19 protein-coding genes are annotated in these 27,000 nt (G+C 72.2%); 12 read left to right on the forward strand and 7 right to left on the reverse strand.

Features of this window, described 5'->3' with window-relative positions:
- Positions 1 to 24 precede the first annotated feature (24 nt).
- Positions 25 to 1,068, reverse strand: a complete 1,044-nt coding sequence (locus tag ACFY0P_RS01900) for a serine hydrolase domain-containing protein (RefSeq protein WP_388906173.1) — start codon at positions 1,066 to 1,068, stop codon at positions 25 to 27.
- A gap of 169 nt (positions 1,069 to 1,237) precedes the next feature.
- On the opposite strand from ACFY0P_RS01900, the gene ACFY0P_RS01905 reads away from it, so the two are divergent.
- The 3 genes from ACFY0P_RS01905 to ACFY0P_RS01915 all read left to right on the forward strand — a co-directional run bounded on the left by ACFY0P_RS01905 (position 1,238) and on the right by ACFY0P_RS01915 (position 8,261).
- Positions 1,238 to 3,307, forward strand: coding sequence for a serine/threonine-protein kinase (locus ACFY0P_RS01905; protein WP_388906175.1), 2,070 nt, complete (start codon positions 1,238 to 1,240; stop codon positions 3,305 to 3,307).
- A gap of 137 nt (positions 3,308 to 3,444) precedes the next feature.
- Positions 3,445 to 6,297 (forward strand): protein kinase, encoded by a 2,853-nt coding sequence (locus tag ACFY0P_RS01910; RefSeq protein WP_388906177.1) that lies wholly within the window; start codon positions 3,445 to 3,447, stop codon positions 6,295 to 6,297.
- Between the two features lie 221 nt (positions 6,298 to 6,518).
- Complete coding sequence (locus ACFY0P_RS01915; RefSeq protein WP_388906180.1) at positions 6,519 to 8,261, forward strand: serine/threonine-protein kinase; 1,743 nt, start codon at positions 6,519 to 6,521, stop codon at positions 8,259 to 8,261.
- Positions 8,262 to 8,381: 120 nt separating this feature from the next.
- Here the strand turns inward: ACFY0P_RS01915 and ACFY0P_RS01920 are convergent, their stop codons facing one another.
- Positions 8,382 to 8,798 (reverse strand): hypothetical protein, encoded by a 417-nt coding sequence (locus ACFY0P_RS01920; protein ID WP_388906183.1) that lies wholly within the window; start codon positions 8,796 to 8,798, stop codon positions 8,382 to 8,384.
- A 322-nt stretch (positions 8,799 to 9,120) separates the two neighbouring features.
- On the opposite strand from ACFY0P_RS01920, the gene ACFY0P_RS01925 reads away from it, so the two are divergent.
- The 4 genes from ACFY0P_RS01925 to ACFY0P_RS01940 all read left to right on the forward strand — a co-directional run bounded on the left by ACFY0P_RS01925 (position 9,121) and on the right by ACFY0P_RS01940 (position 15,713).
- Entirely contained in the window at positions 9,121 to 10,746 is a 1,626-nt protein-coding gene (locus ACFY0P_RS01925) for a serine/threonine-protein kinase (protein ID WP_388906185.1), read from the forward strand.
- A gap of 113 nt (positions 10,747 to 10,859) precedes the next feature.
- On the forward strand, positions 10,860 to 12,065 hold the full coding sequence (locus ACFY0P_RS01930) for a serine/threonine-protein kinase (protein ID WP_388906188.1): 1,206 nt from the start codon (positions 10,860 to 10,862) through the stop codon (positions 12,063 to 12,065).
- A 136-nt stretch (positions 12,066 to 12,201) separates the two neighbouring features.
- A complete protein-coding gene (locus tag ACFY0P_RS01935; RefSeq protein ID WP_388906191.1) occupies positions 12,202 to 13,827 on the forward strand; it encodes a succinic semialdehyde dehydrogenase in 1,626 nt (541 codons plus the stop codon).
- Between the two features lie 110 nt (positions 13,828 to 13,937).
- Complete coding sequence (locus ACFY0P_RS01940; protein WP_388906193.1) at positions 13,938 to 15,713, forward strand: GMC family oxidoreductase N-terminal domain-containing protein; 1,776 nt, start codon at positions 13,938 to 13,940, stop codon at positions 15,711 to 15,713.
- A 109-nt stretch (positions 15,714 to 15,822) separates the two neighbouring features.
- Here ACFY0P_RS01940 and ACFY0P_RS01945 read toward each other — a convergent pair whose 3' ends face one another.
- On the reverse strand, positions 15,823 to 16,836 hold the full coding sequence (locus ACFY0P_RS01945) for an LPXTG cell wall anchor domain-containing protein (protein WP_388906196.1): 1,014 nt from the start codon (positions 16,834 to 16,836) through the stop codon (positions 15,823 to 15,825).
- A 226-nt stretch (positions 16,837 to 17,062) separates the two neighbouring features.
- On the opposite strand from ACFY0P_RS01945, the gene ACFY0P_RS01950 reads away from it, so the two are divergent.
- Positions 17,063 to 18,205, forward strand: coding sequence for a hypothetical protein (locus tag ACFY0P_RS01950; RefSeq protein WP_388906198.1), 1,143 nt, complete (start codon positions 17,063 to 17,065; stop codon positions 18,203 to 18,205).
- A 627-nt stretch (positions 18,206 to 18,832) separates the two neighbouring features.
- Here the strand turns inward: ACFY0P_RS01950 and ACFY0P_RS01955 are convergent.
- The gene (locus tag ACFY0P_RS01955; RefSeq protein WP_388906201.1) at positions 18,833 to 19,114 is read right to left on the reverse strand and encodes a chorismate mutase; all 282 of its coding nucleotides are present in this window, start codon (positions 19,112 to 19,114) and stop codon (positions 18,833 to 18,835) included.
- A gap of 294 nt (positions 19,115 to 19,408) precedes the next feature.
- On the opposite strand from ACFY0P_RS01955, the gene guaA reads away from it, so the two are divergent.
- Together guaA and ACFY0P_RS01965 are read left to right on the forward strand one after the other, a co-directional pair.
- Entirely contained in the window at positions 19,409 to 20,989 is a 1,581-nt protein-coding gene (guaA, locus tag ACFY0P_RS01960; protein ID WP_388906204.1) for a glutamine-hydrolyzing GMP synthase, read from the forward strand.
- A 194-nt stretch (positions 20,990 to 21,183) separates the two neighbouring features.
- A complete protein-coding gene (locus ACFY0P_RS01965; RefSeq protein WP_388906207.1) occupies positions 21,184 to 21,978 on the forward strand; it encodes a class II aldolase/adducin family protein in 795 nt (264 codons plus the stop codon).
- 107 nt (positions 21,979 to 22,085) lie between these two features.
- Here the strand turns inward: ACFY0P_RS01965 and ACFY0P_RS01970 are convergent, their stop codons facing one another.
- Positions 22,086 to 22,973 (reverse strand): DUF4429 domain-containing protein, encoded by an 888-nt coding sequence (locus tag ACFY0P_RS01970; protein WP_388906209.1) that lies wholly within the window; start codon positions 22,971 to 22,973, stop codon positions 22,086 to 22,088.
- A 188-nt stretch (positions 22,974 to 23,161) separates the two neighbouring features.
- Here ACFY0P_RS01970 and ACFY0P_RS01975 point away from each other — a divergent pair, with 188 nt between their 5' ends.
- Together ACFY0P_RS01975 and ACFY0P_RS01980 are read left to right on the forward strand one after the other, a co-directional pair.
- A complete protein-coding gene (locus ACFY0P_RS01975) occupies positions 23,162 to 24,439 on the forward strand; it encodes a hypothetical protein (protein ID WP_388906211.1) in 1,278 nt (425 codons plus the stop codon).
- Positions 24,440 to 24,641: 202 nt separating this feature from the next.
- Entirely contained in the window at positions 24,642 to 25,181 is a 540-nt protein-coding gene (locus ACFY0P_RS01980) for a DoxX family protein (RefSeq protein ID WP_388906213.1), read from the forward strand.
- Here ACFY0P_RS01980 and ACFY0P_RS01985 read toward each other — a convergent pair.
- Positions 25,178 to 25,399: a hypothetical protein gene (locus ACFY0P_RS01985; RefSeq protein WP_388906215.1), complete on the reverse strand. Its 222-nt coding sequence runs from the start codon at positions 25,397 to 25,399 to the stop codon at positions 25,178 to 25,180. The two genes, ACFY0P_RS01980 and ACFY0P_RS01985, sit on opposite strands and share 4 nt — an antisense overlap.
- On the reverse strand, positions 25,386 to 26,810 hold the full coding sequence (locus ACFY0P_RS01990; RefSeq protein ID WP_388906218.1) for a PspC domain-containing protein: 1,425 nt from the start codon (positions 26,808 to 26,810) through the stop codon (positions 25,386 to 25,388). The genes ACFY0P_RS01985 and ACFY0P_RS01990 overlap by 14 nt, the downstream gene beginning before the upstream one ends.
- Between the last annotated feature and the right edge of the window lie 190 nt (positions 26,811 to 27,000).

Below are 27,000 nucleotides of genomic sequence, written 5' to 3' on the forward strand. Positions count from 1 at the left end.
ATCTCTCCCCGGCACCCGGCCGTTCTACCCATTGCGAGGGCAGAACTCGGCGGCGAGCAGTGCGGGTTCGAGGGCCGGGTCTGCGATCGCCGTCGTGTTCACGCGGAACGTGAGGACATGCCGGCCGCCGATCACGGCAGCGCTCCGCACATAGCTGCCCGCGATCCGGCCGTTGTGCCCCCACACCGTGGTCCCGCACGGCAGCTTCACAGGAAAGATCCCCAGGCCGTACGCGCCATGTGCGGCACGGGTGCCGAGCATCTCGCGCAGCCGGCGCGGGGGCAGCAGCTCGCCGTCCAGCAGCGCCGCGTAGAAGCGGTCCAGGTCGTCGAGCGTGGTCACCAGCTCACCCGCCGCGCCGGCCACGCGCGGATCGAGCTCGGTGACGTCGGAGCCGTCGGTCGCGTAGGCGCGACCGTGCGGGGAGGGCAGCGTGGTGCGGGCTCCGGGGAAGGACGTGCCCTTGAGGCGGAGGGGAGTGATGATGCGGCGCCGGACCTCGGTGGCGTACGAGTGACCGGTGACCCGACGGATGACCATGCCGAGCACGACGTAGTCGGTGCTGGAGTACGCGTAGTGGCCCAGCCGGGTCGAAGGGAGGGAGAGCGAGATGCGTACGGCCTGAAGCGGGGTCAGCGGGACGGCCCCCCGGGTGACCGTGGTGAAGTCGGCGAGCCCGCCGGTGTGGCTGAGCAGGGCCCGCAGGGTGATCCTCCGTCCGTCGACGCCGCGGCCGCGCAGCAGTCCCGGCAGATACCGCTCCACGGAGTCGGACAGGGAGAGCCGGTGTTCCGCGGCCAGTTGCAGGACGACGGTGGCGATGAAGGTCTTCGTGATGCTCCCGGCCCGGAAGTGGTCGGCACGGGTGATGCCCCGGCCGGCGGCCGCAAAGCGGACCTCGTCGCCGTCGCGGTCCAGGAGGGCGGCGGCGGGTGCTCCGCCTTTGGTGACGAACTGTGACAGGAGGGGGTTCGTGGCCTCCGCCGAAGACGCGGAACCGGCCATCAACGGGGCGAACAGCAGGGCAAGAGAGACCGGTATGGCCACCAGTGTCCGAAGCGACGGCATCCGGGTTCCTCCCTTCTCCGGGCCCATCATCCCGCCCGCGTGACGCCCTCGTCACCGGGGGTTCCGGTCGGCCGGCCCCGATGTGCGGTCAGGGGGCCCCTGGGCGTTGGGCACTTGTCGGGTGAGGGACAATGGAGGCTCTGTCAGGGCGGGTTGCATGAGGGGACGCATGTCGGAGGCGGAGCGGGCGGGGACTTCTCGTCAGGAGACTCGTCAGGACAACAAGGAGCGTCTTCTCGCCGGGCGGTACCGGCTGGGAGGAGTGCTCGGCCGCGGCGGCATGGGCACGGTGTGGCGGGCCGAGGACGAGACCCTCGGCCGGACGGTGGCCGTCAAGGAGTTGCGGTTCCCGTCGAACATCGACGAGGAGGAGAAGCGGCGCCTGATCACGCGCACCCTGCGCGAGGCCAAGGCGATCGCCCGGATCCGCAACAACAGCGCGGTGACGGTCTTCGACGTGGTCGACGAGGACGACCGGCCCTGGATCGTGATGGAGCTGGTCGAGGGCAAGTCGCTGGCCGAGGTCATCCGGGAGGACGGCCTGCTGGAGCCGAAGCGGGCGGCCGAGGTCGGGCTGGCGATCCTGGACGTGCTGCGGTCGGCACACCGCGAGGGCATCCTGCACCGGGACGTGAAGCCGTCCAACGTGCTGATCTCGGAGAGCGACGGCCGGGTCGTGCTCACCGACTTCGGCATCGCCCAGGTCGAGGGCGACCCGTCCATCACCTCCACCGGCATGCTCGTCGGCGCTCCCTCCTACATCTCCCCGGAGCGGGCCCGCGGCCACAAGCCCGGCCCGGCGGCCGACCTGTGGTCGCTCGGCGGTCTGCTGTACGCGGCGGTCGAGGGCGCGCCGCCCTACGACAAGGGGTCGGCGATCGCCACCCTGACGGCGGTGATGACCGAGCAGCTGGAGGAGCCCAAGAACGCGGGACCGCTGAAGGACGTCATCTACGGGCTGCTCACCAAGGATCCGGCCAAGCGGCTGGACGACGCGGGCGCGCGGGCGATGCTCAACGCGGTCATCAACGCGCCGGAGGAGGTGCCCGCGGACGCCACCCGGGTCGTACCGCTGCCTCCGCAGCCCGACGCGCCGCAGGAGGAGAAGGGCGCCGGGGCCAAACGGGGCGAGGAGGCCGGGGAGAAGCTGCGCGGGGCGCTGCGGTCGGTGCGGAAGGCCGCGGGGGCGGCGGGTGCCGCGGCCGCGACCCGGACGAAGAGCGCGGGCGCGGGCGCCGAGGCGGGCGCGGCCGCGGCACCCGCCGCACCGGTCGTGACCGGTTCGCCCTCGGGGCCGGTCGGGGGTGCGCGTCCGGCCGCCGCCGGTGGGTCCGGTGCCGGCACCGCTTCGGGTGGGACCAAGCCCTCGGCCGGCAAGGCGAGTTCGGGGTGGCCCGTGATGCCGCCGCCGGATCTGGACCTGGCGCCCCGGCCCGTGCCCAAGGCGCCGCTCACCGACGTGGTGCCGAAGCGCACCCTGGTGATCATCGCCGTGGTGGTGGTGCTCGCGGTGCTCGGCACCGTGCTCGCCATCGTGCTGAACGGCGACAGCGGGGACGACAGCAAGGGGAGTGGCAAGAGCGGCGGTTCCAAGGCGGTGGCGTCCTCGGGGGCGAGTGCGAGCACCGGTTCCGGTTCGAAGTCCGGTTCCGGGAACTCCACCAAGCAGGACACGAGCGGCGGTACGCGGACGGACGGGGACGCGTCGGCGGCCGGTGCCTCCGGGAGCGACGACTCGGACGAGTCCGGCGACGACGCGTCCTCGGCGTCGAACTCCAGTGGCAGTGGGAGCAACAGCGACAGTGGCGCGCCGGTGGTGCGGACGTACAAGGGTGACCAGGGGTATTCGATCGGGCTCCCCAAGGGCTGGAAGTTCCAGACCAGCGGTTCCGCCGGGGACCGGTTCACCGGGCCCGACGGGCAGAAGCTGCTGATCGCCTGGACGAGCACCCCCAAGGACGACCCGGTGGCGGACTGGAAGAACCAGGAGCGTTACATGGTGCGCTCCCAGTACCAGAAGATCCGCATAGCGCAGGTGAGCTACCGCAGCTGGAACACGGCCGACTGGGAGTTCACCTACGTCGACGGCGGCACCAAGTACCACACGATCGACCGGGGGTTCGTCGTCAGCTCGGACCAGGGGTACGCGCTGATGTACACCGCGAAGGCCGACGACTGGAGCAGTGAGCTGCGCAAGGACACCTGGAAGACGCTGACGGCGTCGTTCGAGCCGAAGTGACAAATTCGCATCCCCACAATGCGAATTGCCTCCGGCACGTATCGTGAGTGGTTGCGGACCGTACGCATGCAGGTATGCATACAGAACGGGCCGCGAAACGAACGGATTTGACCAGCCGGGCGGCCGGGGGAGGCAACGTGGACGACTACGCGGGTCGGGTGCTCGCCGACCGCTACCGCCTGCCGCTGCCCCCCTCCGACGAGTACGAACACACCGAGACCCGGGCCTTCGACACCTACAGCGGGCAGGAGGTGTTCGTCCGTCAGGTGCCGCTGCCGGAGGTCGTCGAGGCGGAGGTGCTGGACGCCGGAGGGCTGCCGGAGGGTTTCACTGCGCGTGACCGTGGCGCGCGGCGGCCGACGACGGCGCGCACCGCGACACGCCGGCCCAGCGATCCGGTGGTGCGGCGCGCCGTCGAGGCCGCGCAGGCCGCCGCCCGCATCCCCGACCATCCCCGGCTCGACCAGGTCTTCGACGTGTTCGCCGAGGGCGGTTCGCTGTGGATCGTCAGCGAGTCGGTCGCGGCGCGGTCGCTTGCCGCGGTGCTCGCCGAGCAGCCGCTGAGCCCGTACCGGGCGGCCGAGGTCGCCTCCGACGTGCTGATGGCGCTGCGGGTGCTGCACGCCCACGGCTGGGTGCACCGCAACATCACCGCCCGCACGGTCCTCGTCTGCGACGACGGCCGGGTGATGCTGACCGGTCTCGCGGTCGGGGCGGCCGAGGAGGCGCTGTGCGGGTACGACCCGGTGCCGGCGCAGGAGGGCGAGGGCGGCGAGGAGGCCGTCGGCGGTCGGCGGGCCGGGGAGGCGGAAGGTTCCGTCGCACCCGGCGGCCTGCCAGGCCCCGGCGTTTCGCCCGGTTCGGGTGTTTCGGGCGGTTCGCCCGGCTCGGGTGTCGTCGCCGTCGGGGGCATCGGGAGCGTCGGTGGTGCGTCCGGTGGTACGGCCGGCGCGCAGCGGGCGCCCGGCGCGCCGGAGACCGATCCCGAGGCCGCTCGGCGTGCCGCGATCCAGGCGCGGGCCGCCGGCGGGTTGCCGGGGGCCGGTGCGGACGAGGGCCCGGGCGGGACCGGTCCGGGTGGTTCCGGTACGGGTGCCGTGGAACGCCGGGCGCTGGAGACCGGCTCGGACATCCGGGCCGCCCGCGCCGGGGCGATCGCCGCGTACCGGGCGGGAGCCAGGGCTGCCGCCCGGGTCCAGGAGGCCCAGCAGGACGGGCGGGCCGCGCTGCCCGGCGCCCGGCCGCCGGCCGAGGGCGAGACCGCGGCGTCCGCGCCGCAGCCGCCGTACGGCCCGGGACACGCCAACGGGGCGGCCCAGCAGCCGTACGCCAACGGCGTGACGCAACCGCCGCACGCCTCGGGGCAGGCCAACGGCGTGGCGCAGTCGCCGTACGCGAACGGGCAGGCGCAGGCGCCGGGCGGGGAGCAGCGGGCCGCCGGTGGCATGCCGCCCGGCCAGATAGCGGACCCGTACGGAGTGCGCGGCGCCCCGTCGCCCTGGCACGGCGCCGCACCCCGCCCCCGCCCCGGCCCGCCCCCGGCGGTGGTCCCCGGCCAGGAACGCACCGCGCTCCCGACGGCCGGACCCGGCGCGGGCACCCCTCTGACCGGCCCCGGCGCGGGCACGCCCCGGCCCGGCGCCGACCTCTCCGGCGTCCAAGGGCAGCCGCACGCCGTCGTGCCCCCGCAGGGCGCCGGACCCGTCGCCGCCCGCTGGGGCGAGCCCGCCGCCGCGGTCCCCGGACGGCGGGGGCCCGCCACCGCGCTGGCCGCCGAACGGGCGCGGCAGGTGCGGATGACCGTCGTGGGGCCGGTGACCGAGCGCTGGGCGCCGGAGCAGGCCGTTCCCGTGCACGAGAACTGGCAGCTGGCGGCGCCCATCGGCCCGGCCACCGACCTGTGGGCGCTCGGTGCGCTGCTGTTCCGGTCGGTGCAGGGACACGCGCCGTACCCGGAGGAGTCGACGGCCGAGCTGGTGCAACTGGTGTGCTCGGAGCCGCCCGCCTTCGCGGAGGAGTGCGGGTCGCTCAGGCCGGTCGTGGAGTCGTTGCTGCGTCAGGACCCCACCGAGCGGCTGGACTTCGAGGAACTGCGCGGCTGGCTGCGCTCGCTGGTGCGGTCCGCGCCCGAGCCGGACGCCGGTACGCACGTCGTCGCCGCCCCGCCCGCCGACCCCAGGCGGCTGCCGATCGTCCGGCGCCGCGGTGAGCTGGTGCGCAGGCGCAAGGCGGGGCTCCCGGCGACGCACGGCCGGCACAAGCGGGCCCGGCAGGAGGCCAGGTCCCCGCGCCGGCTGGGCCGTACGCTGCTCCTGCTGGTCCTGCTCCTGCTGGCCGCGGCGGTCGCGTACGCCATGCTGTTCCTGCCGAAGAAGGACACCGGGGACGAGGGCGGCGCGGCGACCGGCGACCGGACGGGCACGGCAGGCGAGGCGAGTCCCGCCCCGAGTCACAACGGGACGCCGACGCCGACTCCCACGTCGACCCCGTCCACCGAGACGCAGACCACCGCCGGTTCGACCGGCGGCTCCACCGTCGCCGACGGGTTCACCCTGCGCAACGACCCGAACGGCTTCCAGATCGCCGTCGCCAAGGGCTGGAGCCGCTCCCCGAAGAACGGCAGCGGCCAGGTGATCTACTCGCACGGGAAGTTCGAGCTGATCGTCGTGGCCGGGCGGGACAGCGCGTCGGCCTACGGCAGCGACCCGATGGCGTACCAGCGGGACAAGGAACCGGAGCTGCAGCCGTACCGGGACTCCAGCTGGGCCACCGCCGGCGGGCTGCGGACCATCACGGTGGGTCAGCAGGTCTCCGCGGAGGGGCAGTTCACCTGGACGGACAGCCAGGAGGGCGACCTGTTCGTGCGCAACATGGTCTTCCTGATCAACGGGAGGTACCACATCGTGCAGGTCCGCGGCCCCGAGTCCGACCGGGACGAGGTCACCACGCTGTACGAGCAGGCGTCGGCGACGTACAAGTACACGGGCTGAGACGCAGACGCGGCCGTGGACGTACAAGTCCGCGGACGGGCGGAAATCAACGCGTCCCCGGGGTAGTTGGTTCCCGTGCCGGTGCGGGGATTTCGTTCACATCCGGTGGCGAAAGCGAGAACCGTCACAGTGCTGTCTCCGTGGGACCCCGCTTGTTCCCTGACCGAGGGGCGGTCCTTAGTCTGACCCTGACAAGAGCATTGCGGGGCAACGTGAATCAGATGCAGGGCCTGCTCATCGCGGGCCGCTACCGGCTGGCCGACATCATCGGCAGCGGCGGCATGGGCCGGGTGTGGCGCGCCCATGACGAAGTGCTGCACCGGGCTGTCGCCATCAAGGAGCTGACGGCCGCGCTCTACGTCTCCGAGGGCGACCAGGCCATCCTGCTGGCCCGCACCCGGGCGGAGGCCCGGGCCGCGGCGCGCATCAACCACTCCGCCGTCGTCACCGTCCACGACGTACTCGAACACGACGGCCGCCCGTGGATCGTCATGGAGCTGGTCGAGGGCCACTCACTGGCCGACGCGGTCAAGGAGCAGGGGCGCATCGAGCCGCGGGAGGCCGCGCGGATCGGGCTGTGGGTGCTGCGCGCGCTGCGTGCCGCGCACAGCGCCGGAGTGCTGCACCGGGACGTGAAGCCGGGCAACGTACTGATCGGCCGGGACGGCCGGGTCCTCCTCACCGACTTCGGCATCGCGCAGATCGAGGGCGACACGACGATCACCCGTACCGGGGAAGTGGTCGGATCCGTCGACTACCTCGCGCCGGAGCGTGTGCGCGGGCACGATCCGGGTCCGTCCTCCGACCTGTGGGCGCTGGGCGCGACGCTGTACACGGCGGTGGAGGGGCGCTCGCCGTTCCGCCGCACCTCGCCGCTGACCACCATGCAGGCGGTCGTCGAGGACGAGGCCGCCGAGCCGCGCGCCGCGGGCCCGCTGGAGCCGGTCATCACCGCCCTGCTGCGCAAGGAACCGGCCGAGCGGCCGACCCCCGAAGAGACCGAGCAGATGCTCGCCGAGGCGGCGGAGGGCCGGCGGCCGAGCGCGGCACAGGCGTACGTGCCGACACAGTCGCAGATCAGCGGCGGCAGTGGCGGCGTCAGGACGCGGCCGGACTCCGGTGGCGGGTACGGGAGTTTCCAGGAGGGCGCGCCGTACGAGGGCCCGTACGGCAGCACCTCCTACCCGAACTCCTACGCCGGTTCGCTCGGCGGCTCCTACGAGGGGCGGCGTTCCTCCGGTGGTTCCACGCACACCCCGACAGCCGTCGGTCCGCCCTCCGCACCCGTTTCCGTCCGGTCCGGACGACGCCGGCTGCGGACGCTCGCGCTCGTCGTCGCCCTGGCCGCGCTGCTCGGCGGCGGTGCGGCCGTGGCCCTGCAGAAGTGGGGCTCCGGACAGCAGAAAGACACCGGCAGCTCGGCCTCGCCGGTCACGTCCAGCTCTTCCTCTCAGGGCGCGACCACGGCCCCGGACGGCACGATTCCCGCGGGCTGGCAGCGGTACGACGACCGCGCGGGCTTCACGCTGTACCTGCCCGCGGGCTGGAAGCGCTCGGTGTCCATCAAGAAGACCGCAGGCCTGGAGCAGATCGATTACTCGCCCGACGGGGGCACGCACCTCGTACGCGTCGCCGTCGACACCTCACCCGACTACGACAACGCGTACGACCACATGCGCAACCTTGAGGGGCAGCTCGGGCGGAGGCTGGTGGACTACAGGACGGTGAGCCTGAAGAAGGGCGTGTACCGGGATCTGCCCAGCTCCCGCTGGGAGTACACGTGGACCGCGCTGCCGAAGGACGCGAAGGTTCCGGGTCCGTACCGGGCCCTCGACGTCGGCTACTTCAATCGCGACGGCGTCGAGTACGCGATCTACACGGCCTCACCGGTCGACGACTGGGCCACCACCAGGAAGCAGTTCACCTCCGTCCTCCAGGGGTGGCGAGAGGGCGAAGTCAGGTGACGAGAGCGTCAAGCGACGCTCAGTATTTCGGTCGGCATTTCTGCCGGCGCGTGATATCCGAGGGTTTTTTACAGGGCTGTGCCTGCTTGCAGGAACAGCCCCCGATCGTCGCGCGGGGACTCAGGCCCAATCCGAGCAGGTGAGCCCGCCGACTATCTTGTCCCCCTCCCAGACCGCCACGTGCACACCGACATAGCGGAGGAAATTGTCGGTGGTCGACGCGTGAGTACTGATGGGGAGGGTCGATCCCTTTCCGTCGTACTCGTGATGCCAGGGCCAATCCCTGACGGAATCACTTCCGTCGGAGGAGATGAGTTGAATGGCCACATGGTGGCTGTCGGCAGCGGTGTCCTTGACCCACCCGCTGATGTCCACGTAATTGTTCGACCAGTTGGTGAACGTGAGACTCCCCGTGGCGCCGGTCGTGGAGCACGAGGCGCCGCCGCTCGCCGCGCTGGCGTCGGTCACCGTGGTCGCCGCGAATATTGCCACCGCCGCGACACCCGTGACGGAAAGGCGCTTCAAAGTGTTTCCCATAAAGAAACGATAAGACTTCCCGCAGTTCACCTGACAGCGTGCATTCGGCCGCCCATTTTGCCTCGCATAGAGCGTATGTCCGTATGATTTGCCATGCTTTGACTGCGTTTTGAATCGATCATGGCTGAAAATGATCCCCTCTGACGTTGCCGCAGCGGCGAGTCGTTGCGGGTCCGGGGGCCGCGCTCGTTTCGCTTCGCGGGGTTGTCACCTGATCCGGTGGCCGGCTCGAAGAAGCCCGATCACTGTGAGGGGGCGGCGGCACATTTGGCCGGTCGCCGCCCTGGGAGGGGGCCGTGTCCGGCGCGGCATGATGGGGCCCATGGCGACCGATGGGGATCAGAGTGACGGCCTCCGTGTCATTGCCGGGCGTTACCGGCTCGGGAAACGGCTCGGGCGGGGCGGAATGGGTGTCGTGTGGCGGGCGGCCGACCGACTGCTGGGACGGCAGGTCGCCGTCAAGGAGCTCACCGTCGACGACTCCCTCTCGGACGACGACGCCCGGCTGCGCCGCGAACGCACCCTGCGCGAGGCGCAGGCCGTCGCCCAGTTGCACCACCCGCACATCATCGTCGTGCACGACGTGGTCGAGGACGGCGGACGGCCCTATATCGTCATGGAGTTGATCGAGGGCGGGTCGCTCGCCGACCGGATCTCGCGGAGCGGGCCGGTGGACGTCGGCGAGGCCGCGCGGATCGGGATCGCTCTGCTGAGCGCGCTGCGGGCGGCGCACGGGGCCGGGGTGCTGCACCGGGACATCAAGCCGGCGAACGTGCTCGTCGAGGCCGCCACCGGGCGTGTCGTGCTCACCGACTTCGGCATCGCCCAGGTCGCGGGCGCCACCACGCTCACCGAGACCGGTTCCTTCGTCGGCTCGCCCGAGTACACCGCGCCCGAGCGGATGTCCGGCGGCCGGTCCGGCCCGGCGTCCGACCTGTGGTCGCTGGGCGCGCTGCTGTGCGCGGCGCTCAGCGGCGAGTCGCCGTTCCGGCGCGACTCGCTCGGCGGGATCCTGCACGCCGTGGTCTCCGACGAGATCCGGCCACCGGCCCAGGCAGAGCCGCTGCTGCCGGTCGTACGGGGGCTGCTGGAGCGGGATCCCGAGCGGCGGCTGGGCGCGGCGGAGGCCGAGCTGATGCTGCGCGGGTTCCTGGAGACGGGGGCCGTGACGGGCGCGGGCGACGCGGCACAGAGCGCGGGCGTCGCGTCGTACACGCCGACCCAGCGGGACGTTCCGTTGCCGCCGGCTCCGGAACCCGCGGTGCCGCCCCGGCCCTCCACCCGCGGGGTGCTGGTCGCCGCGCTGCTGGTCGCCGCGATGGCCGGCGCGGGCGTGTCGGCGGCCACGCTGCTGTTCCACGGAGGCGGGGGCGGCACCACCCCGGGCCCCGGGGGCACGACGGCCGTCTCCGCGTCGCACCCCGCGAACCCCTCGGCCACGGCCACCACCCCGTCCCCCTCCTCGACCGCCCCGCCGCCCGCCACCACCCACTCCCGCACCGCACCCTCCGGCTACCGTCTCGTCCAGGACCCGGCCGGCTTCTCCCTCGCCGTGCCGGCGCGCTTCACCCGCGACCCGCAGGGCGAGCGGGTCTTCTACATGTCGCCGGGGCAGACCTTCCGGCTCGGCATCAAGGTCTCCGAGACGCAGACCGGCGGACCGGGAGGGGTGATGCGGCGCGCGGCGGCCGAGGGGCCGAGCACGAACCCCGGGTACCACGACGGCCGGGTCACCGACACCACCCACGCCGGGCACCCCGCCGCGTTCTGGGAGTTCACCTGGAAGGGCTTCAGCGCGACGGAGGGACCGCGGCACACCTACGACCTCTGCTGGGAGGAGGGCGGACAGCTGTACGACGTGTGGGTGTCGGCGCCGGTCGGGAAGGTGCGGGAGGCGCGCGAGTACTTCGACGTCGCGGTGGACACGTTCACGGCCAACTCGACCTGACCCGTGTCTACATAGGGCGGCCTGGGGCACTTCCACAGGAGGGGGTCCGCGACCGGCGGACCTCTGACCGCGCCGCTTCGACAAGGGCATGGTGCGCGAGGTACTCATGTGACATGAGCGAAGACGGCGAACAGCCGGTCGAAGGGCGCCTGATCGGCGGGCGCTATCGGCTGGCCGAGCGCATCGGCGCCGGGCCGACCGGCACCGTGTGGCGCGCCCGTGACGAGCAGGACGACCGGGTCGCCCTGGACGCGCGGGACGCCCGGGCCGAGCAGGACGGCCGGGTCGCGCAGGACGCGCGGGACGCCCGTGACGCGCGGGACGCCCGTGACGAGCGGGACGCCCGGGCCGAGCAGGACGGCCGGGTCGCGCGGGATGCGCAGTACGCCCGTGACGCGCAGGACGGCCGGGGAGCACGCGGCGGCCGAGAGCCGCAGGACGGCCGGGACTCCAGGGACGGCCGGGGCGTGGCGGATCGCCGGGACGCGGTGGACCGCCGGGACGCTCGGGATGCCTCGTACGTCGCCCTCAAGGAACTGCGCCTGACCGGTGAGCCGGCGGACGAGGAGCGGCAACGGGCCGCGCACCGGCTGCTGCACGAGGCCCGTGCCGCCGCCCGCGTCGACCATCCGGCCGCCGTCGCCATCCACGACGTACTCCTGGACGGCGAACGCCCCTGGATCGTCATGGAGCTGGTGACGGGGGAGTCACTGCAGGCCGCCCTCGCCGCCCGTGGCCCGCTGCCGCCCGCCGAGGCCGCCCGGATCGGGCTCGCTGTCCTCGGCGCGCTGCACGCCGCCCACTGCGTCGGCATCGTCCACCGTGACCTCAAGCCCTCCAACGTCCTCCTCGAAGCCGGCGGCGAGCGCGTCGTCGTCACCGACTTCGGCATCGGCGCGGCACAGCAGGAGCCGTGCAGCGGTGACTTCGTGGCTCCGGAGTGCGGCGGGGGGCGCGGGGCCGGGCCCGCCTCCGACCTGTGGTCCCTGGGCGCCCTGCTCCGTACGGCCACGGCGAGCACGGAGGGCCCCCTCGGACCGTTGCTCGAACGGCTGCGCGCCACCGAACCGGAGGCCCGGCCGGCCGCCGCCGATGTCGCCAAGGCGCTGGCGGAGGCCGCCGGCGCGAGCCTCCCGGAGTGGGTGACCGCACCCCCGGCCACCGCCCCGGCCACCGCCCCGGCCACCGCCCCGGCCGCCCCCGCCTCGATCTCCGCGCCCGCCTCGGCGCAACCGGCTCCGGCGGCGCCCGAACCCCGCCGTCTCACCCCGCTCGCCGCCCTCGGCCTGCTCCTCGCCAAAAAACCGGAACGCGGCTGACCGGCGCTGATCGTCCCCGTCCAACCCCCTGATCAGCGCATTCTCTGCCAGTGATCACTGGCGGTGTGTGTGCGGTCGGTGAAAGCGGGTTACCCACGGGTACCCAAAGGCCCCGCTCCCGAATACCCTGCGGCTCATGACGGACTCGCAGGCCCCGGCCCACGCACCGGCCCCCACCGGCACGAACCCGCTCGCCCCCGCTCCCGCAGGGGCCCGAACCGCCGCCGACGTGGTCACGCCCGAGCTGGTCGCCCAGCTCACCAAGGGTGTCGTCGGCTCCGGTCGTACGGCCAACCACACGCCCTTCACCGGCGAGAAGCTGGCCGACCTGCCCGAGTCCACCCCCGAGGACGTGGCCAAGGCCTTCGACGCGGCCCGCGCCGCGCAGGCCGTGTGGGCGAAGGTGCCGGTACGACAGCGCGCCGCCGTCCTGCTCCGCTTCCACGACCTGATCCTGGCCCGCCAGGCCGAGGTCCTCGACCTCATCCAGCTGGAGACCGGCAAGGCCCGCCTGCACGCCCACGAAGAGGTCCAGGCCGTCGCCGTCGCCTCCCGCCACTACGGCCGCAAGGCCCCCGCCTACCTCCGCCCCAAGCGGCACGCGGGCGCCATGCCCACCCTCACCAAGGTGACCGAACTCCGCCACCCGCGCGGCGTCGTGGGCCAGATCGCCCCCTGGAACTACCCCCTCGAACTCTCCGTGGGCGACGCGCTCCCCGCCTTCGTCGCGGGCAACGCGGTCGTCATGAAGCCGGACACCGAGACCTGCCTGACCGCCCTGTGGGCGCGTGATCTGCTGATCGAGGCGGGGCTTCCCGCCGATGTCTTCCAGGTCGTCATCGGCGAGGGCCCGGTCGTCGGCCCCGAGGTCGTCCGGCACGCCGACTACGTCTCCTTCACCGGCTCCACCCGCACCGGGCGCGAGGTCGCCCAGGGCGCCGCCGCCCGCCTGGTCGGCGTCTCCCTCGAACTCGGCGGCAAGAACGCCATGCTCGTCCTCGACGACGCCGACATCGAGAAGGCGGCGGCCGGCGCGGTCCGCGCCTGCTTCTCCTCGGCCGGTCAGCTCTGCATCTCCATCGAGCGGCTGTACGTCCACGAGTCGATCGCCGACGCCTTCGTCGAGCGCTTCGCCGCCCGCACCAAGGCCATGCGCCTCGGCAGGTCCCTCGCGTACGGCGCCGACATGGGGTCCCTGGTCGGGGAACGGCAGCTGGAGACCGTCAAGCGGCATGTCGAGGAGGCCGTCGAGAAGGGCGCGACCGTCGTCGCCGGCGGCACCGCCCGCCCGGACATCGGCCCCTACTTCTACGAGCCCACCATCCTCGACGGCGTCGAGGACGCGATGGCCGTCTGCACGGAGGAGACCTTCGGCCCGGTCGTCTCCCTCTACCGCTTCAAGACGGAGGACGAGGCCGTCGAGCACGCCAACGGCACGCCGTACGGCCTCAACTCCTCCGTCTGGACCAGGAACGGCAGCCGCGGCCGCGCCGTCGCCGCCCGCCTGCGCACCGGCACCGTGAACGTCAACGAGGGCTACGCCCCCGCCTACGGCAGCGTCCAGTCCCCGATGGGCGGCATGAAGGACTCGGGCCTCGGCCGCAGGCACGGCTCGGAGGGCATCCTCAAGTACACGGAGGCGCAGACGGTGGCGCAGCAGCGCCTGTTGCCGATGGCGCCCTCGCTCGGGATGGACGACGAGAAGTACGCCGCCTTCATGAGCACCAGCCTCCGGGTGATGAAGGCACTGAGGCTGCGATAGCCGACCTGGCTTTTCTCGGGGGGCGCGGGGCTGCATTCGATCTGCGGCTCCGCCGCGTGGGCGCGACCAACCACGACCTACCCGCACGCGAAACTCAACGAGGAGCACCCGTGCCCCAGGACACCTACGACTACGACGTCATCGTCGTCGGCTCAGGCTTCGGCGGATCGGTAACCGCCCTGCGCCTGACAGAAAAGGGCTACACGGTAGGCGTCCTGGAAGCCGGCCGCCGCTTCACCCGCGAGTCGCTCCCCAAGAACTCCTGGGACATCAAGAACTACCTCTGGGCCCCGCAGCTCGGCTGCTACGGCATCCAGCGCATCCACCTCCTCGGCAACGTCATGGTGCTGGCCGGGGCGGGCGTCGGCGGCGGCTCGCTGAACTACGCCAACACCCTCTACATCCCGCCGAAGCCCTTCTTCGACGACCCCCAGTGGCGGGACATCACGGACTGGCAGGACGAGCTGAAGCCGTACTACGACCAGGCCCAGCGCATGCTCGGCGTACGGCTCAACCCGACGATGACCCCGTCCGACGTCCACCTGAAGGCGGCGGCGGAGAAGATGGGCGTCGGAGACACCTTCCACCTCGCCCCGGTCGGCGTCTTCTTCGGCGACGGCAAGGACGCCGACGGCGACGCGAAGGCGGCCCCCGGCGACCAGGTCGCCGACCCCTACTTCGGCGGCGCGGGCCCCGCCCGCAACGCCTGCACCGAGTGCGGCGAGTGCATGACCGGCTGCCGGCACGGCGCGAAGAACACCCTCAACGAGAACTACCTCCACCTCGCCGAGCAGGCCGGTGCGGTCGTCCACCCCATGACCACCGTCGTCTCCGTCACCGACGACTCCCAGGGCGGCTACGCGATCGCCACCCTCCCCACCGACGACAGGAAGGCCGAGGGCCGGATCTTCAAGGCCCGCCGGGTCGTCGTCGCCGCCGGCACCTACGGCACCCAGACCCTCCTGCACCGCATGAAGGCCGGCGGCCAGCTGCCGTACCTCTCCGACCGGCTGGGGGACCTGACCCGCACCAATTCCGAGGCCCTGGTCGGCGCCCAGACCGACGACCGGCGCTACCGCAAGGCCCACGGCAGCCCGAAGGCCGACTTCACCCAGGGCGTCGCGATCACCTCGTCCATCCACCCGGACGAGAACACGCACATCGAGCCGGTCCGCTACGGCAAGGGCTCCAACGCCATGGGCAGCCTGTCCATCCTCCAGGTCCCGTACGCGGAAGGCACCTCCCGTGTGCTCGGCTGGCTGGCGAACGCGGCCCGCCACCCCCTCCTCGTGCTGCGCTCGCTCTCCAACCGGCGCTGGTCGGAGCGGACCATCATCGGCCTGGTCATGCAGTCGCTGGACAACTCCCTGACGACGTACCTGAAACCGGACGGCGTCGGCAAGGGCCTGCTCACCGCCCGGCAGGGCCACGGCGCCCCCAATCCCAAGCAGATCAAGGCCGCTTCGGAGGCGGCCGGCGCGCTCGCCGCCGAGATCAACGGCTTCGCCGGCAGCAATGTCGGCGAGCTGATGGGCACGCCGCTCACCGCCCACTTCCTCGGCGGCTGCCCCATCGGCGACTCCCGCGAGACCGGGGTCATCGACCCCTACCACCGGCTGTACGGCCACCCGGGCATCTCGGTCGTGGACGGCGCCGCCGTCTCCGCGAACCTGGGCGTGAACCCGTCCCTCACCATCACGGCACAGGCCGAGCGCGCGATGTCCTACTGGCCCAACAAGGGCGAGGCGGACCCGCGGCCGCGGCAGGGCGAGCCGTACCGGCGACTCCAGGCGGTCGAGCCGCACCGTCCGGCGGTCCCGGCCGAGGCCTTCGGCGCGCTGCGGCTGCCGTTCCTCGGGATTCCGGCCGTACCGCCGAAGAAGTAGGCCGCAGCGGCGGCCGGACACCGAAGAGGGACCTGTGCCCCCCTCCGAGCCCAGGTCCCTCTTCGATCGGTGCGCGGCCGCCGCCGTACGACGGTCCGCGCGACCTTGCCTATGAGTCCGTGCCGGTCCTCCGTCGCCGTACCAGGACCACCGCGCCGGCGCCGACCACGACGGCGACTCCGCCGACCAGGCCGATGACCGGGAGCGCCGAGCCGGCGCCGGTGTCGGCGAGGTTGCCGGTCGGCAGGTCGGAGACGTTGCCCTGCGGCTTCTTCACGGAGTCCGCGCCGTCGTCGTCGCTGGGCGTGGCGGTACCCGGGGCCGGGTTGGACGAGCCCGCCTTGAGGACCGTGAAGTCGTACTGGGCCCAGCCCTCGGCGACGCAGTCCTGGCCTTCGACCTTGTCGAGGTAGGCGCCGGAGCCGAAGGAGTAGGCGTCACCGGCGGGCGCCCCGGCGTCGACGGAGACGCGCAGGTCGACCGACTTGCTCGCGCCCGACGTCAGCTTCGGCACGTAGAAGAAGTAGTCGCCGGCCCAGTCGTCGCTGCCGATCCGGTCCCACGAGCCGGTGTCGGGGTTCTTGAACTCCAGGTCGACGTACGGGCTGAGGTACTTCGACGCGTCGATCTCGTAGTTCTCGATCTCGGCGTAGAAGGCGACGCCCTCGACGTCCGTCTTGGATTCGTTCGTCACGACCAGCTCGAAGCCGTGGAAGCCGTCGCCCGCGACGATCTTGCCGGGCAGGCCCTTGACGTCGGCGGAGACTCTGGCGTCGTCGAAGTTCTGGTCGAGGTCCTCGCAGTACGGCACGTCCGGGTCGGTCGGGTTCTCGCTGGGCTCGGCCGACCCGGACGGCCCGGCGGAGGAGGACGCCGACGCGCTGCCGCTCGCCGAGGCGGAAGCGGAGGCGGAGGCCGACGCGGACCCGGACGCCGACGCGCTGCCGCTCGCCGAGGCGGAGGCCGACGAGGAGGCGGACGTCGTGTCGCCGGGGATCCCGCTCGGCGCGCTCTCGGACGCGGGTGTGGACGGCGACTCCTCCGCGAACGCGACGACGGGTGCGGACAGCAGGGCGACCGGCGCGATGACAGCCACTGCGACTGCCGCGCCTGCCCCGGTCATGACCCGGCGAAGTTTCACGAGGACCCCTGTGCATCAGCTGCGGTGGCATGGATGTCACCGCTGGTTCCGCAGATGTGACAGGTGAGTCCTGTGAATGGTTGCCTCCGCATTCACGGAACCCTCATGTGATCTGGGTCACTCGTTACGTGGGGTCGCCGGGTGGCATGGACACAGTCGATTCCAAGGTTATTCTCGCCCCCGTCGAGCGGCCGAGCGAGAGAGTGTCATGTCTGACAGACGGTCCGAAGAATCGTCGGGGGACGAGCCGTCGTCCTCCTCCATATCCGACGAGGTGTGGGAGCAGTTCCTCCAGGACACCGAACGGGACATCCGCAAGTCGGCCCCCAAGGAGCCCTCCGCCCGGGCCCGTGAGGTGACCGAGCGGCTCAAGGGGCAGAAGGGGGAGCCCGAGGGGTGGCGGACGGGGCCCGCCTGGCAGGAGATGAACGGGCGGGCCGCCCGGCGCCGCAGGACCTGGGCGGTCATCGGCGTCCCGCTGGCGATCGCCGTGGCCGTCGTGGCGATACGGCCGTCCCTGATTCCCGGCGATCCCTTCGGCTCACCCTCCGGCAGGGACACCGCCACCACGCCGCTGCCCGTCGAGACCACCACACCGACCGCCCCGCCCTCCGCGGCCGCCCCCGACACCCCCACGCTCGCCCACCCGTTCGCCGGTTCCCCGGCGCTGCGCTGGGCCGACGGCGCGGCCGGCATCGTGCTGCCGAAGGCCGCCGCGATCGGTGCCATCCCGAAGGACCGCGTCGAACTGGCCCTTCAGCAGACCAAGAAGCTGCTGGTGGACGCCAACCTGAACCCCGATGTGGTGGCCGGCGGCCGTCCCGCGGGCGCCCTTTCGGTGCTCGACCCCAAGCAGCCCGACGTGCTCGACAACCTCAACGCCTCGCTGCGCAGCCCCAGCAAGACCCACGACCCGCTGTTCCTGTTCAGCCGCTTCGATCCGAAGGACGTGAAGCAGGCCGGGAAGGTCGTCAAGGTGCGCGGCCGGATCACCTTCGAGAAGGGCAAGTACCAGGGCGTGGCGGTGCACGCCGACTACACCTTCGTCTACCCGGTCGTCCGCACCGACGGCTCCACCGAGGTCACCCGCACGATCGTGCGCCGCGTCATCGACACCGAACTCCCCGACCCCACGCGGTACCAGGTCACCCCCGGCCGCCTGACCCTCCTGCGCTACGACGAGGACGCCGGCAACTCCGCCTGCGACATCAACGACGGCTATCTGCACCCGCAGTTCCCGTCCCAGGCGCCGACCGGCAGCGCCGCCCCGACCGGCCCGTCCGTCGACCCGTACGACCGCAGCCGCGACATCGGCAAGGAGGAGGCCTGCGGCACGGTCAGCCGGACCTAGTTCTCTGTGCCTCCTGCGTCTGCGCGTCCACTGGGCGCAGGCGAAGGGCCCCACGGGACGGAGCCGCGGGGCCCTTCTTTCGTCAGCACCGACGTCAGGGCAGCGTCGGTGCCTGGAAGCGGCGCCGGGGGGTTGCGCCGCTGGTCTCTGTGCCCTGTACCGCCGTCCGTGCCCCGGGTCGGCGCCCCGGCGCGCTCGGGGCGTACGGCAGGTCTCGACCTTTGGCGGACGGTCGGTACACGGCAATTCCGTTGCCTGAACTGGGACTTGGGAGCTTCGAAGGCCTTGCGGGCCTTCTACGCATCGTGCTGGATGTACGCGGCCTCCGCAACCGTTTGACCCAGCCCTTGTGCATTTTTGCAATTTTCCGCCGGTCGGCCCCGGGCGTCCCCGGAGCCGGCCGTCTCTTGGGTGACCGGGCTGCTGTCCCCTGCCGTCCGGTCACTTGACTGGAGCGAGGTCCCACGGCGCACGGCATGTTCCGTACGCCTCATCGCCCCAGCGAAGCCACGCGTGGTTCTTTCGGGCCCGCCCCTGGCTGACACGGACACCCCACCAACGAAGTGCCTCGCGGGCCGGTCACGCGCCGTACGGGTGAGAAGAGCCCCGAACTCAGATCCGCCCGACTCAGATGCGACCCCGGCACAGTTCCAGGAGCGTCATGGCGAGGGCCGTGCCGGGCCTGCCGAGCGCCTCGCTGTAGTGGCCGAGGACCTCCATCTCCCGGGAGAGATTCACCCGGCGGCCGCCGGAGGCGATCCGCGCCTCCTGGACGACGGCGGAGACGGCCATCCGTTCCTGGATCAGGCCGATGATCCGGTCGTCGAGCGCGTCGATGCGCTCCCGCGCACCGGTGATCACCTCGGCGGCCTCGTGGGTACGGGCACCGGTCACGTCGATCGCGTTCATGGGGGCTCCTCGTCTGTCCTTGCCGGAAGGGGTGCGGTGCCCCGGAGCGACCGGATCCGGAGAAACACCAGGCGCCCCGGACCTTGTCGGCCCGGGGCGCCTGGGGAAGTCGCTTGTCAGTTGCTCAAGCAGCACGACCATGGCAGCCGGTGGGCCGGTTGCCATAGGTAAAGAGGAAGGTCGTCTGGGTGAGCATGGGGGCGAGTATGCCACAGCACTACGGCGAGGTGCCCCGCGCCCACCCCGTTAGAATCGGTAGTCACAGACCCCCGCCCGACCGCCGGAAGGCACCCCGTGTCATCAGCGACTCCCGCTGCCGCCGCTCCCGACACCGTCCTGGTCGTCGACTTCGGCGCGCAGTACGCCCAGCTCATCGCCCGCCGCGTCCGCGAGGCCCGGGTCTACAGCGAGATCGTGCCCAGCACCATGCCGGTCGCCGAGATGCTCGCCAAGAACCCGGCGGCGATCATCCTCTCCGGCGGCCCCTCGTCCGTGTACGAGGAGGGCGCCCCCCGCCTGGACCGCGAGCTCTTCGAGGCCGGCGTCCCGGTCTTCGGCATGTGCTACGGCTTCCAGCTGATGGCGCAGGCACTCGGCGGCACCGTCGACAACACCGGCGCCCGCGAGTACGGCCGTACCGACCTGCACGTCTCCAAGACGTCCTCCACCCTGTTCGAGGGCACCCCCGCCGAGCAGCACGTGTGGATGTCGCACGGCGACGCCTGCTCCGCCGCCCCCGAGGGCTTCACCGTCAGCGCGTCCACGGACGTCGTCCCGGTCGCCGCCTTCGAGAACGACGAGAAGAAGCTCTACGGCGTCCAGTACCACCCCGAGGTCATGCACTCCACGCACGGCCAGCAGGTCCTGGAGCACTTCCTCTACCGGGGCGCGGGCCTGAAGCCCACCTGGACCACCGGCAACGTCATCGACGAGCAGGTCGCCGCGATCCGCGAGCTGGTCGGCGACAAGCGCGCCATCTGCGGCCTGTCCGGCGGCGTCGACTCGGCCGTGGCCGCCGCCCTCGTCCAGAAGGCCATCGGCTCCCAGCTGACCTGCGTCTACGTCGACCACGGCCTGATGCGCAAGGGCGAGACCGAGCAGGTCGAGAAGGACTTCGTCGCCGCGACCGGTGTGCAGCTGAAGGTCGTGGACGCGGAGGCCCGCTTCCTCGACGCGCTCGCCGGGGTCTCCGACCCCGAGCAGAAGCGGAAGATCATCGGCCGCGAGTTCATCCGCGTCTTCGAGCAGGCCCAGGCGGAGATCATCGCCGACGCCGGCCCGGCCGTGGAGTTCCTGGTCCAGGGCACCCTCTACCCGGACGTCGTCGAGTCCGGCGGCGGCACCGGCACCGCGAACATCAAGTCCCACCACAACGTCGGCGGCCTGCCGGAAGACCTCGAGTTCAAGCTGGTCGAGCCGCTCCGCAAGCTGTTCAAGGACGAGGTGCGGATGGTCGGCCAGGAGCTCGGCCTGCCGGAGGAGATCGTCCAGCGCCAGCCGTTCCCGGGCCCGGGCCTCGGCATCCGGATCGTCGGCGAGGTCACCAAGGAGCGCCTTGACCTGCTCCGCGAGGCCGACGCGATCGCCCGCGAGGAGCTGACCGCGGCCGGCCTCGACCGCGACATCTGGCAGTGCCCGGTGGTCCTGCTCGCGGACGTCCGCAGCGTCGGCGTCCAGGGCGACGGCCGCACCTACGGCCACCCGATCGTCCTGCGCCCGGTCTCCTCCGAGGACGCCATGACGGCCGACTGGTCCCGCCTGCCGTACGAGGTCCTCGCGAAGATCTCCACCCGGATCACCAACGAGGTCCGTGACGTCAACCGGGTCGTCCTCGACGTCACCTCCAAGCCGCCGGGCACCATCGAGTGGGAGTAGGCCCGAAGAAGAGGTGGCACGGCTCCGGCGGTGCCACCTCTTCGCCGTGTGCGGTACAGGCCACTCGGCTGTCGATTCCTGACATCTTCTGTCGTGAAATGCTCGCGCGCGTCATCTTTACAGAACAGCTCTGTTTTCCTGCGCTGACCGGCGGTAACTTCCGGCCGTAACACAAACCCAGTGCTGGAGGACCTATGCACGGGCCGACCCCGCCCCTGCCGCTGCCCACCGATCAGCTGCAGTTCGCGATGCCGCCGATGTACGACTCGCTCGACGACGAGCGCCGGCATCGCAAGGAGCGGCTCGCCGGAGCGCTGCGGATCTTCGGCCGGGCCGGACTGGAAGACGGCGTGTCCGGCCACATCACCGCCCGCGACCCCGAGTACTCGAACTGTTTCTGGGTCAACCCGTTCGGCATGCCGTTCAAGCACGTCACCGTCGGCGACCTCGTCCTGGCCAACCAGGACGGCCAGGTGATCGAGGGCCGGTACCACGTCAACCAGGCCGCCTTCACCGTTCACACCCAGGTGCACGCGGCCCGCCCGGACGTCGTCGCCGTCGCCCACTGCCACTCCGTGCACGGCCGCGCCCTGTCCGCCCTCGGCGACCTGCTCGAACCGATCAGCCAGGAGAGCTGCGCCTTCTACGAGGACCACGCCCTCTACGACGCCTACACCGGCGTCGCCGTCGACGCCGAGGAGGGCCGCCGCATCGCCGCCGCCCTCGGCTCCCGCAAGGCGCTGGTGCTGCGCAACCACGGGCTGCTGACCGTCGGCGACTCGGTGGACGCGGCGGCCTGGTGGTTCCTGTCGATGGAGAAGTCCGCGCAGGTCCAGCTGACCGCGAAGGCGGCCGGCCGCCCCCTGCTCATCGACCACAAGCTCGCCGTCGCCACCCGGGAGCAGCTCGGCGGCGACCTGGTGGCCTGGATCAACTACCAGCCCCTGTGGCAGGACATCAGCCGCAGCGAACCGGACCTCCTCAGCTAGGCGCTCCGCTGGAAGCGCCGCGATCTGCCGTCTGCCGTCTGCCGTCTGCGGTGCCGTCGTGGCTGGTCGCGCAGTTTCCCGCGCCCCTTCGGGGCGCTGCCCCCGGCTCAGAAACTCCGCAGCACGGCCGCCTTCGTCAGCGCGAACTCCTCGTCCGTGAGCACGCCGTCCCGGTGCAGCTCGCCCAGCTCCCGCAGCCTGCGCAGCAGGACGTCGTGGTGGTCGGCCGACTGGCGCGGCACGGCCACCGGGGGGCGGTCCCGGTCGGCGTACTCCGCGCCCGGCCGGGTCGACGGATGCGGCAGCCGGGCCGTGACCGCCGCCGCGACCAGCGCCGTCAGCAGGTCGCGGCGGACACTGCCCCACAGGTCCAGGGCGTACGGGTCGCGCTCGGCCGGCAGCTTCGAGAACACCGTCTCCCGGGTCACGAACCGCAGGAAGCCGTCCTCGTAGCCGGAGTTGGGCAGCCACTCCACCTGCACGAGATCGCCGACGCCGATGATCCGGGGCCCGGTGGCCCGCTTGACCCGGTCGGAGGTGTCGGCCCAGTCGATGCGCACCTGCGTACCGTCGAACGACACCGTGCCGTCCGAGGACCGCACCGACACCGGCACCGGCGGCCCCGGCAGCAGATACGTCCTCGTCGGCTCCTTCGGGATCTGGTCCAGCAGCAGCGACTGCCGGATCTCCGCCGCGACGTACTCGGCCACCCCGGACCGGTCCCCGTCCACCGCCAGCCGATACGGATCCGCCGCCTCCGGCAACCGTCCGCCCGTCGCCTGCAACAACGGGTCGGCCCCCTCGCGCAGCCGCATCCTCAGCCGCCCCCGCTTGCGCTCCGGCTCGTACCCGACCCCCGCCACGGCCTCCAGGGGGACGGCGATCTCCCCGTAGGTCTGCCGGAACAGCGGCACGGAACGGTGGCGTCCCGGCGTGATCCTGACCGTGCTGCCGTCGAAGGCCCAGGTCCCGTCCCGCTGGATGATCTCGGCCATGGGGGAATTCTCGCAGCCGGGTCAACACGTCTGCCGTACCTTCACTCGTCGTGACCGGCCCACTGAACGCAAACGGCGTGGCGTAGGGCACAATTCGCACTCGACACAAGGGAGTTGCACGACGACTTCGGGCCCCGGGGAGGGCCCTGCGCGTCGTGCCCCGGGCGTGGGGAAGGCGGGCGTCGGGCGTGGCGGTGCAGGAGGCGAGGCAGGGCGCCCATTCGGGTGCCCACGGTGGCGGCTGCGCGTGCGGGGACTGTCCGCACGGGGCACGGGAGGGACACCGGCGGGCGGTCGCCGAATTCCTCCTCAAACGGGAAGAGTTCGCGGCGGGGCAGGGGCTGCCCGCGGCGGTGGCCCACTCGGCCTCAGCGTCCCGCCAGTGGGTCTCCGAGGAACTCACCCAGTCCGCCGAGGTGGTCGCCGAACGCGGCCGCGCCGAGGGCGAGGCCTGGCTCGCCCGCCTGTGGCTGCGCACCGCGTGCACCGTCTGGGCAGCCGTCGTAATCATGCTCCTCACCCAGGCGCTCACCGCCATCGGCGCGGGCTGGACCAGCGCCCGCACCGCCGGACTGCTCGCCGCCCTGATCGTGGCCCTCGCCCTCACCGCCGCCTCCTGGTTCCACCGCTCGCGCGGCGGGGTGCTCGCCCCCGTCATCGGTGAGGACAACCGCATGTCCACCTCCCGCACCGTCGCCGCCTCCTGGGTCCTCTTCGTCGCCTACGCCGTCCTAGTCCTGGCAGGCCGCCTGGCCGTCGCCTCCTCTCCCGCCGAGCGGGACGCCCTCATCTCCGGCCTCGACCTCGCCCGCGGCGCCGGTGCGGTGACGGTCCTCGCCGTCGTCTGCGGCATCGCGGTCCTGGTGCGCCGGGTGGTCGGCCTGCGCATCGCCGGCCAGCGCCTGCAGAAGGTGCGTGCCCACCGCCCGCGCGCCGCCGACCTGCTCACCGACGACTCCGGCCGCGGCACCTTCGCCGACATCCAGTACGTCGTCATCAGCGCCGTCGCCCTCCTCTTCGCCGCCGTACGGCTCGCCCGCCGCCCCGACCAGCTCCCCGACCTGCCCTGGGGCCTCGCGACGGTGGTCCTGATCTCCGCCGCGACCTACCTGGCCGGCAAGTACGCCGAGGGCGGCCGCCCGGTGATCCTCTCCGTCGTCCGCGCCCGCGAGGCCGGTGACCTGGACGCCCCCATCCGCACGGGCGACGACATCGAGATCCGCGGCACCGGCTTCGTCCCGCCCGGCGCCCAGACCGCCGACCGCCTCTCCCGCATGGTCGTCCGCATCGGCGCCGTCAACGTCCACGTCCCCCTGGTCCCCGTCACCGGCGGCTTCAGCAACCCCACGGACCACGTCCTCACCGTCCCCGTCCCGGCCGACGTGGAGCCCGGCTCCGTCGAGGTCCAGGTGGTGACGGCGGCCGGAGTGGCAACCAACCGGTGCGTGGTCGAGGTGACGGAGTGAGCGGGCCTGCCGATGAAGGCCGGAGCAGAACCGGCCGAACCCCACACCCGCCCCTTCTTGCCCACCTTTCTCCACCTTCCCGGGTGTCTCAGTCCGGCTGAAATTCGGAAAAACGTCCGGCAGAGGGTTGAGCGGGCCGCGGTTGTCGTACGTATGGTCTGTTGAGGGGCTCGGGTACTGCGGCGAGAGGCGGCTACTGGCGATGACTCACGGCATTCGTTCGGACACGCACACTCCGTATCTCGACGGCGACCGCGGTCTGCGGGACACCGCCACCCGGTACGCCCTCCTTCCCTTGCGGATCTTCCTGGGCGTCACCTTCATCTACGCCGGCCTGGACAAACTGACCGACAGCGCCTTCCTCAAATCAGGCGGCGCCGGGTCCATCGGCGACACCATGCGCGGCGTCCGTGACTCCGCCGCGATCCCGGCCCTGGTCGACCTGGCCCTGAAGAACCCGGTCGGCTTCGGCACCGCGATCGCCATCGGCGAGCTCGCCGTCGGCCTCGGCACCCTCTTCGGCCTGCTGGCCCGGCTCGCCGCGCTCGGCGGCGCGCTGATCTCGCTCAGCCTCTGGCTGACCGTGAGCTGGGCCAACTCCCCGTACTACTACGGCAACGACCTCGCCTACCTGATGGCCTGGCTGCCCCTGGTGCTCGCCGGCGCCCCCTATCTCTCCCTGGACGCGATGCTCCGCGCCCGGCGCCGACACCGCTCCGCACGGGCTCCGCTGCGCCTCTAGCGGGCTTCCTGGCCCTCCGGTGTGCTGCGGCGCCTGCGTATCGCCCGGGTCAGCGCCGCGGTCACCCCTGCGAGGAAGAGGCCGACCGCCATCACCGGGATGACCGCGAACCACTCGGTGTCCCACCAGCCGCCGGCGTCACCGGCGTAGGCGATCCCCGCCGCCGTCAGGAAGACACCGACGACCAGCCGTCCGGGCTGGAACTCATGCCGCAGCACGGGTCACCTCCACCTGTCCCGCGCCGACCTGGAGATCCAGATCGAGCGTCCCCGTGTTCTTCGCACCGCTCGTCGGCGCCAGCGTCACGTCCTTGTGCCTGCCCGGCTCCACGTCCACGTCCTTCTTGTCGTCACCGGGCAACTGGATGTCGCCCACCCCCACGTCGATGCTCATCCGCACGGTTACGTCCGCCGGTACGACGATCTTCAGCCGGCCCGCGCCCACCTCGGCCGACGTCGACACCGTCCGCCCCTGGGCGACGCGTATGTGCCTCAGGTCCAGCGTGGCCACGCCCGTCCCGAGGTCGTACGCCGACGACACCTGCGCCGCGGTGGCCGGGGTCCAGGAGGCCCGAGTCCAGTGGGTGCTGATGTCGGACGGGAGGGCCGTCGCGGCCGCCAGCAGGGCCGCCGTGACCAGCGCCAGGAAGAGCGAGCCGGCCCCCGTGCGCCCGACGAACGAGCTGAGCGCCGTCCCCAGCCCGAACACGATCAGGGCGCAGGCCAGACCGGTCTGGAGGCTGGTGCCCAGCGGGTGCGTGTCCCAGGTCAGACCGGTGCCCAGGCTGCCCGCCACCAGAGCGAACAGGAAGATCCAGCCGCTGATCCAGCGCGGTCCGCGCGGCTTGGGAGGCGGGCTCTGCCGGGCGCGGACGTCCTGGCCGTGCACCCACGGGGTGCTCAGCCGGAAGTCGAGCCCCGGCGCCTCCCGGCCGCGGACGTCGGCCGGGCCCCACAGGTAGCCGGTGCCCCCGACATGCGTGCCGTCCTTGACGATCGGGTCCCGCCACCACGAGGGGTAGGAGATCGGGACCGGCGGTGCCTGGGCCTCCGGCGGGGCGTCGGCGACGGCCTGGGCGGACAGCGGGTCGGGGTCGGGGGCGCCGCGCCGCCGCGACCAGTACCCGGCGCCGGCCAGCAGCAGGGAGAGGACGACGGCGAACGCCAGCACCTGGCCGTTTTTGATCATCGTCAGCAGCACTCCGCAGCCGACCAGCGCGAAGAGCACGGCCGCCAGGGCCTGCCCGTCGACCCGGCCGGTCAGCAGCTTGCGGACCTCGTTCTCCTCGTCGTCCTCGTACGGCACGAAGAGCCAGGCGAAGCCGTAGAAGAGGAGGCCGATACCGCCGGTCGCGGCCAGCACGGCCAGGGTGATGCGGAAGATCACCGGGTCCAGGTCGGTGTGGCGCCCGAGCCCCGCGCACACGCCCGCGATCATCTTGTGCCGGCGGTCGCGCCGGAACCGCGGGGAGGCCGCATCGGCGGCTTCCGCGCCGGTACCGGTGGCGTCGGCCCCCGTCCCGGCCGTCTCCGCCGCGGCGGGCGCGGCATCCGACGGCCCGGTGCCCGCTGCGGGCCGCGGGCCGGGGCCGGGTCCCGGACCCGTCGCGGCGTGCTCGTGATCAGTCATGAGTCAATGGTGACGGCCGTGCCGCCGCAGCGGCAGTCGGGATGACCCTGGCCGAACCCTGAAATCGGCCCCGAGGCCGAGCCGGGAAGCGTTTGAACGGCGCCCTGGCGACGGAGACCCGAGCTCTGGGCCCGCGGGACCGGCGACGGGGATCCGAGCTCTGGGCCCGGTGGAGCGGCGACGGGTATCC

Origin of the sequence: Streptomyces sp. NPDC001714, from assembly GCF_042892755.1 — a bacterium.
Taxonomy (GTDB): Bacteria; Actinomycetota; Actinomycetes; order Streptomycetales; family Streptomycetaceae; genus Streptomyces.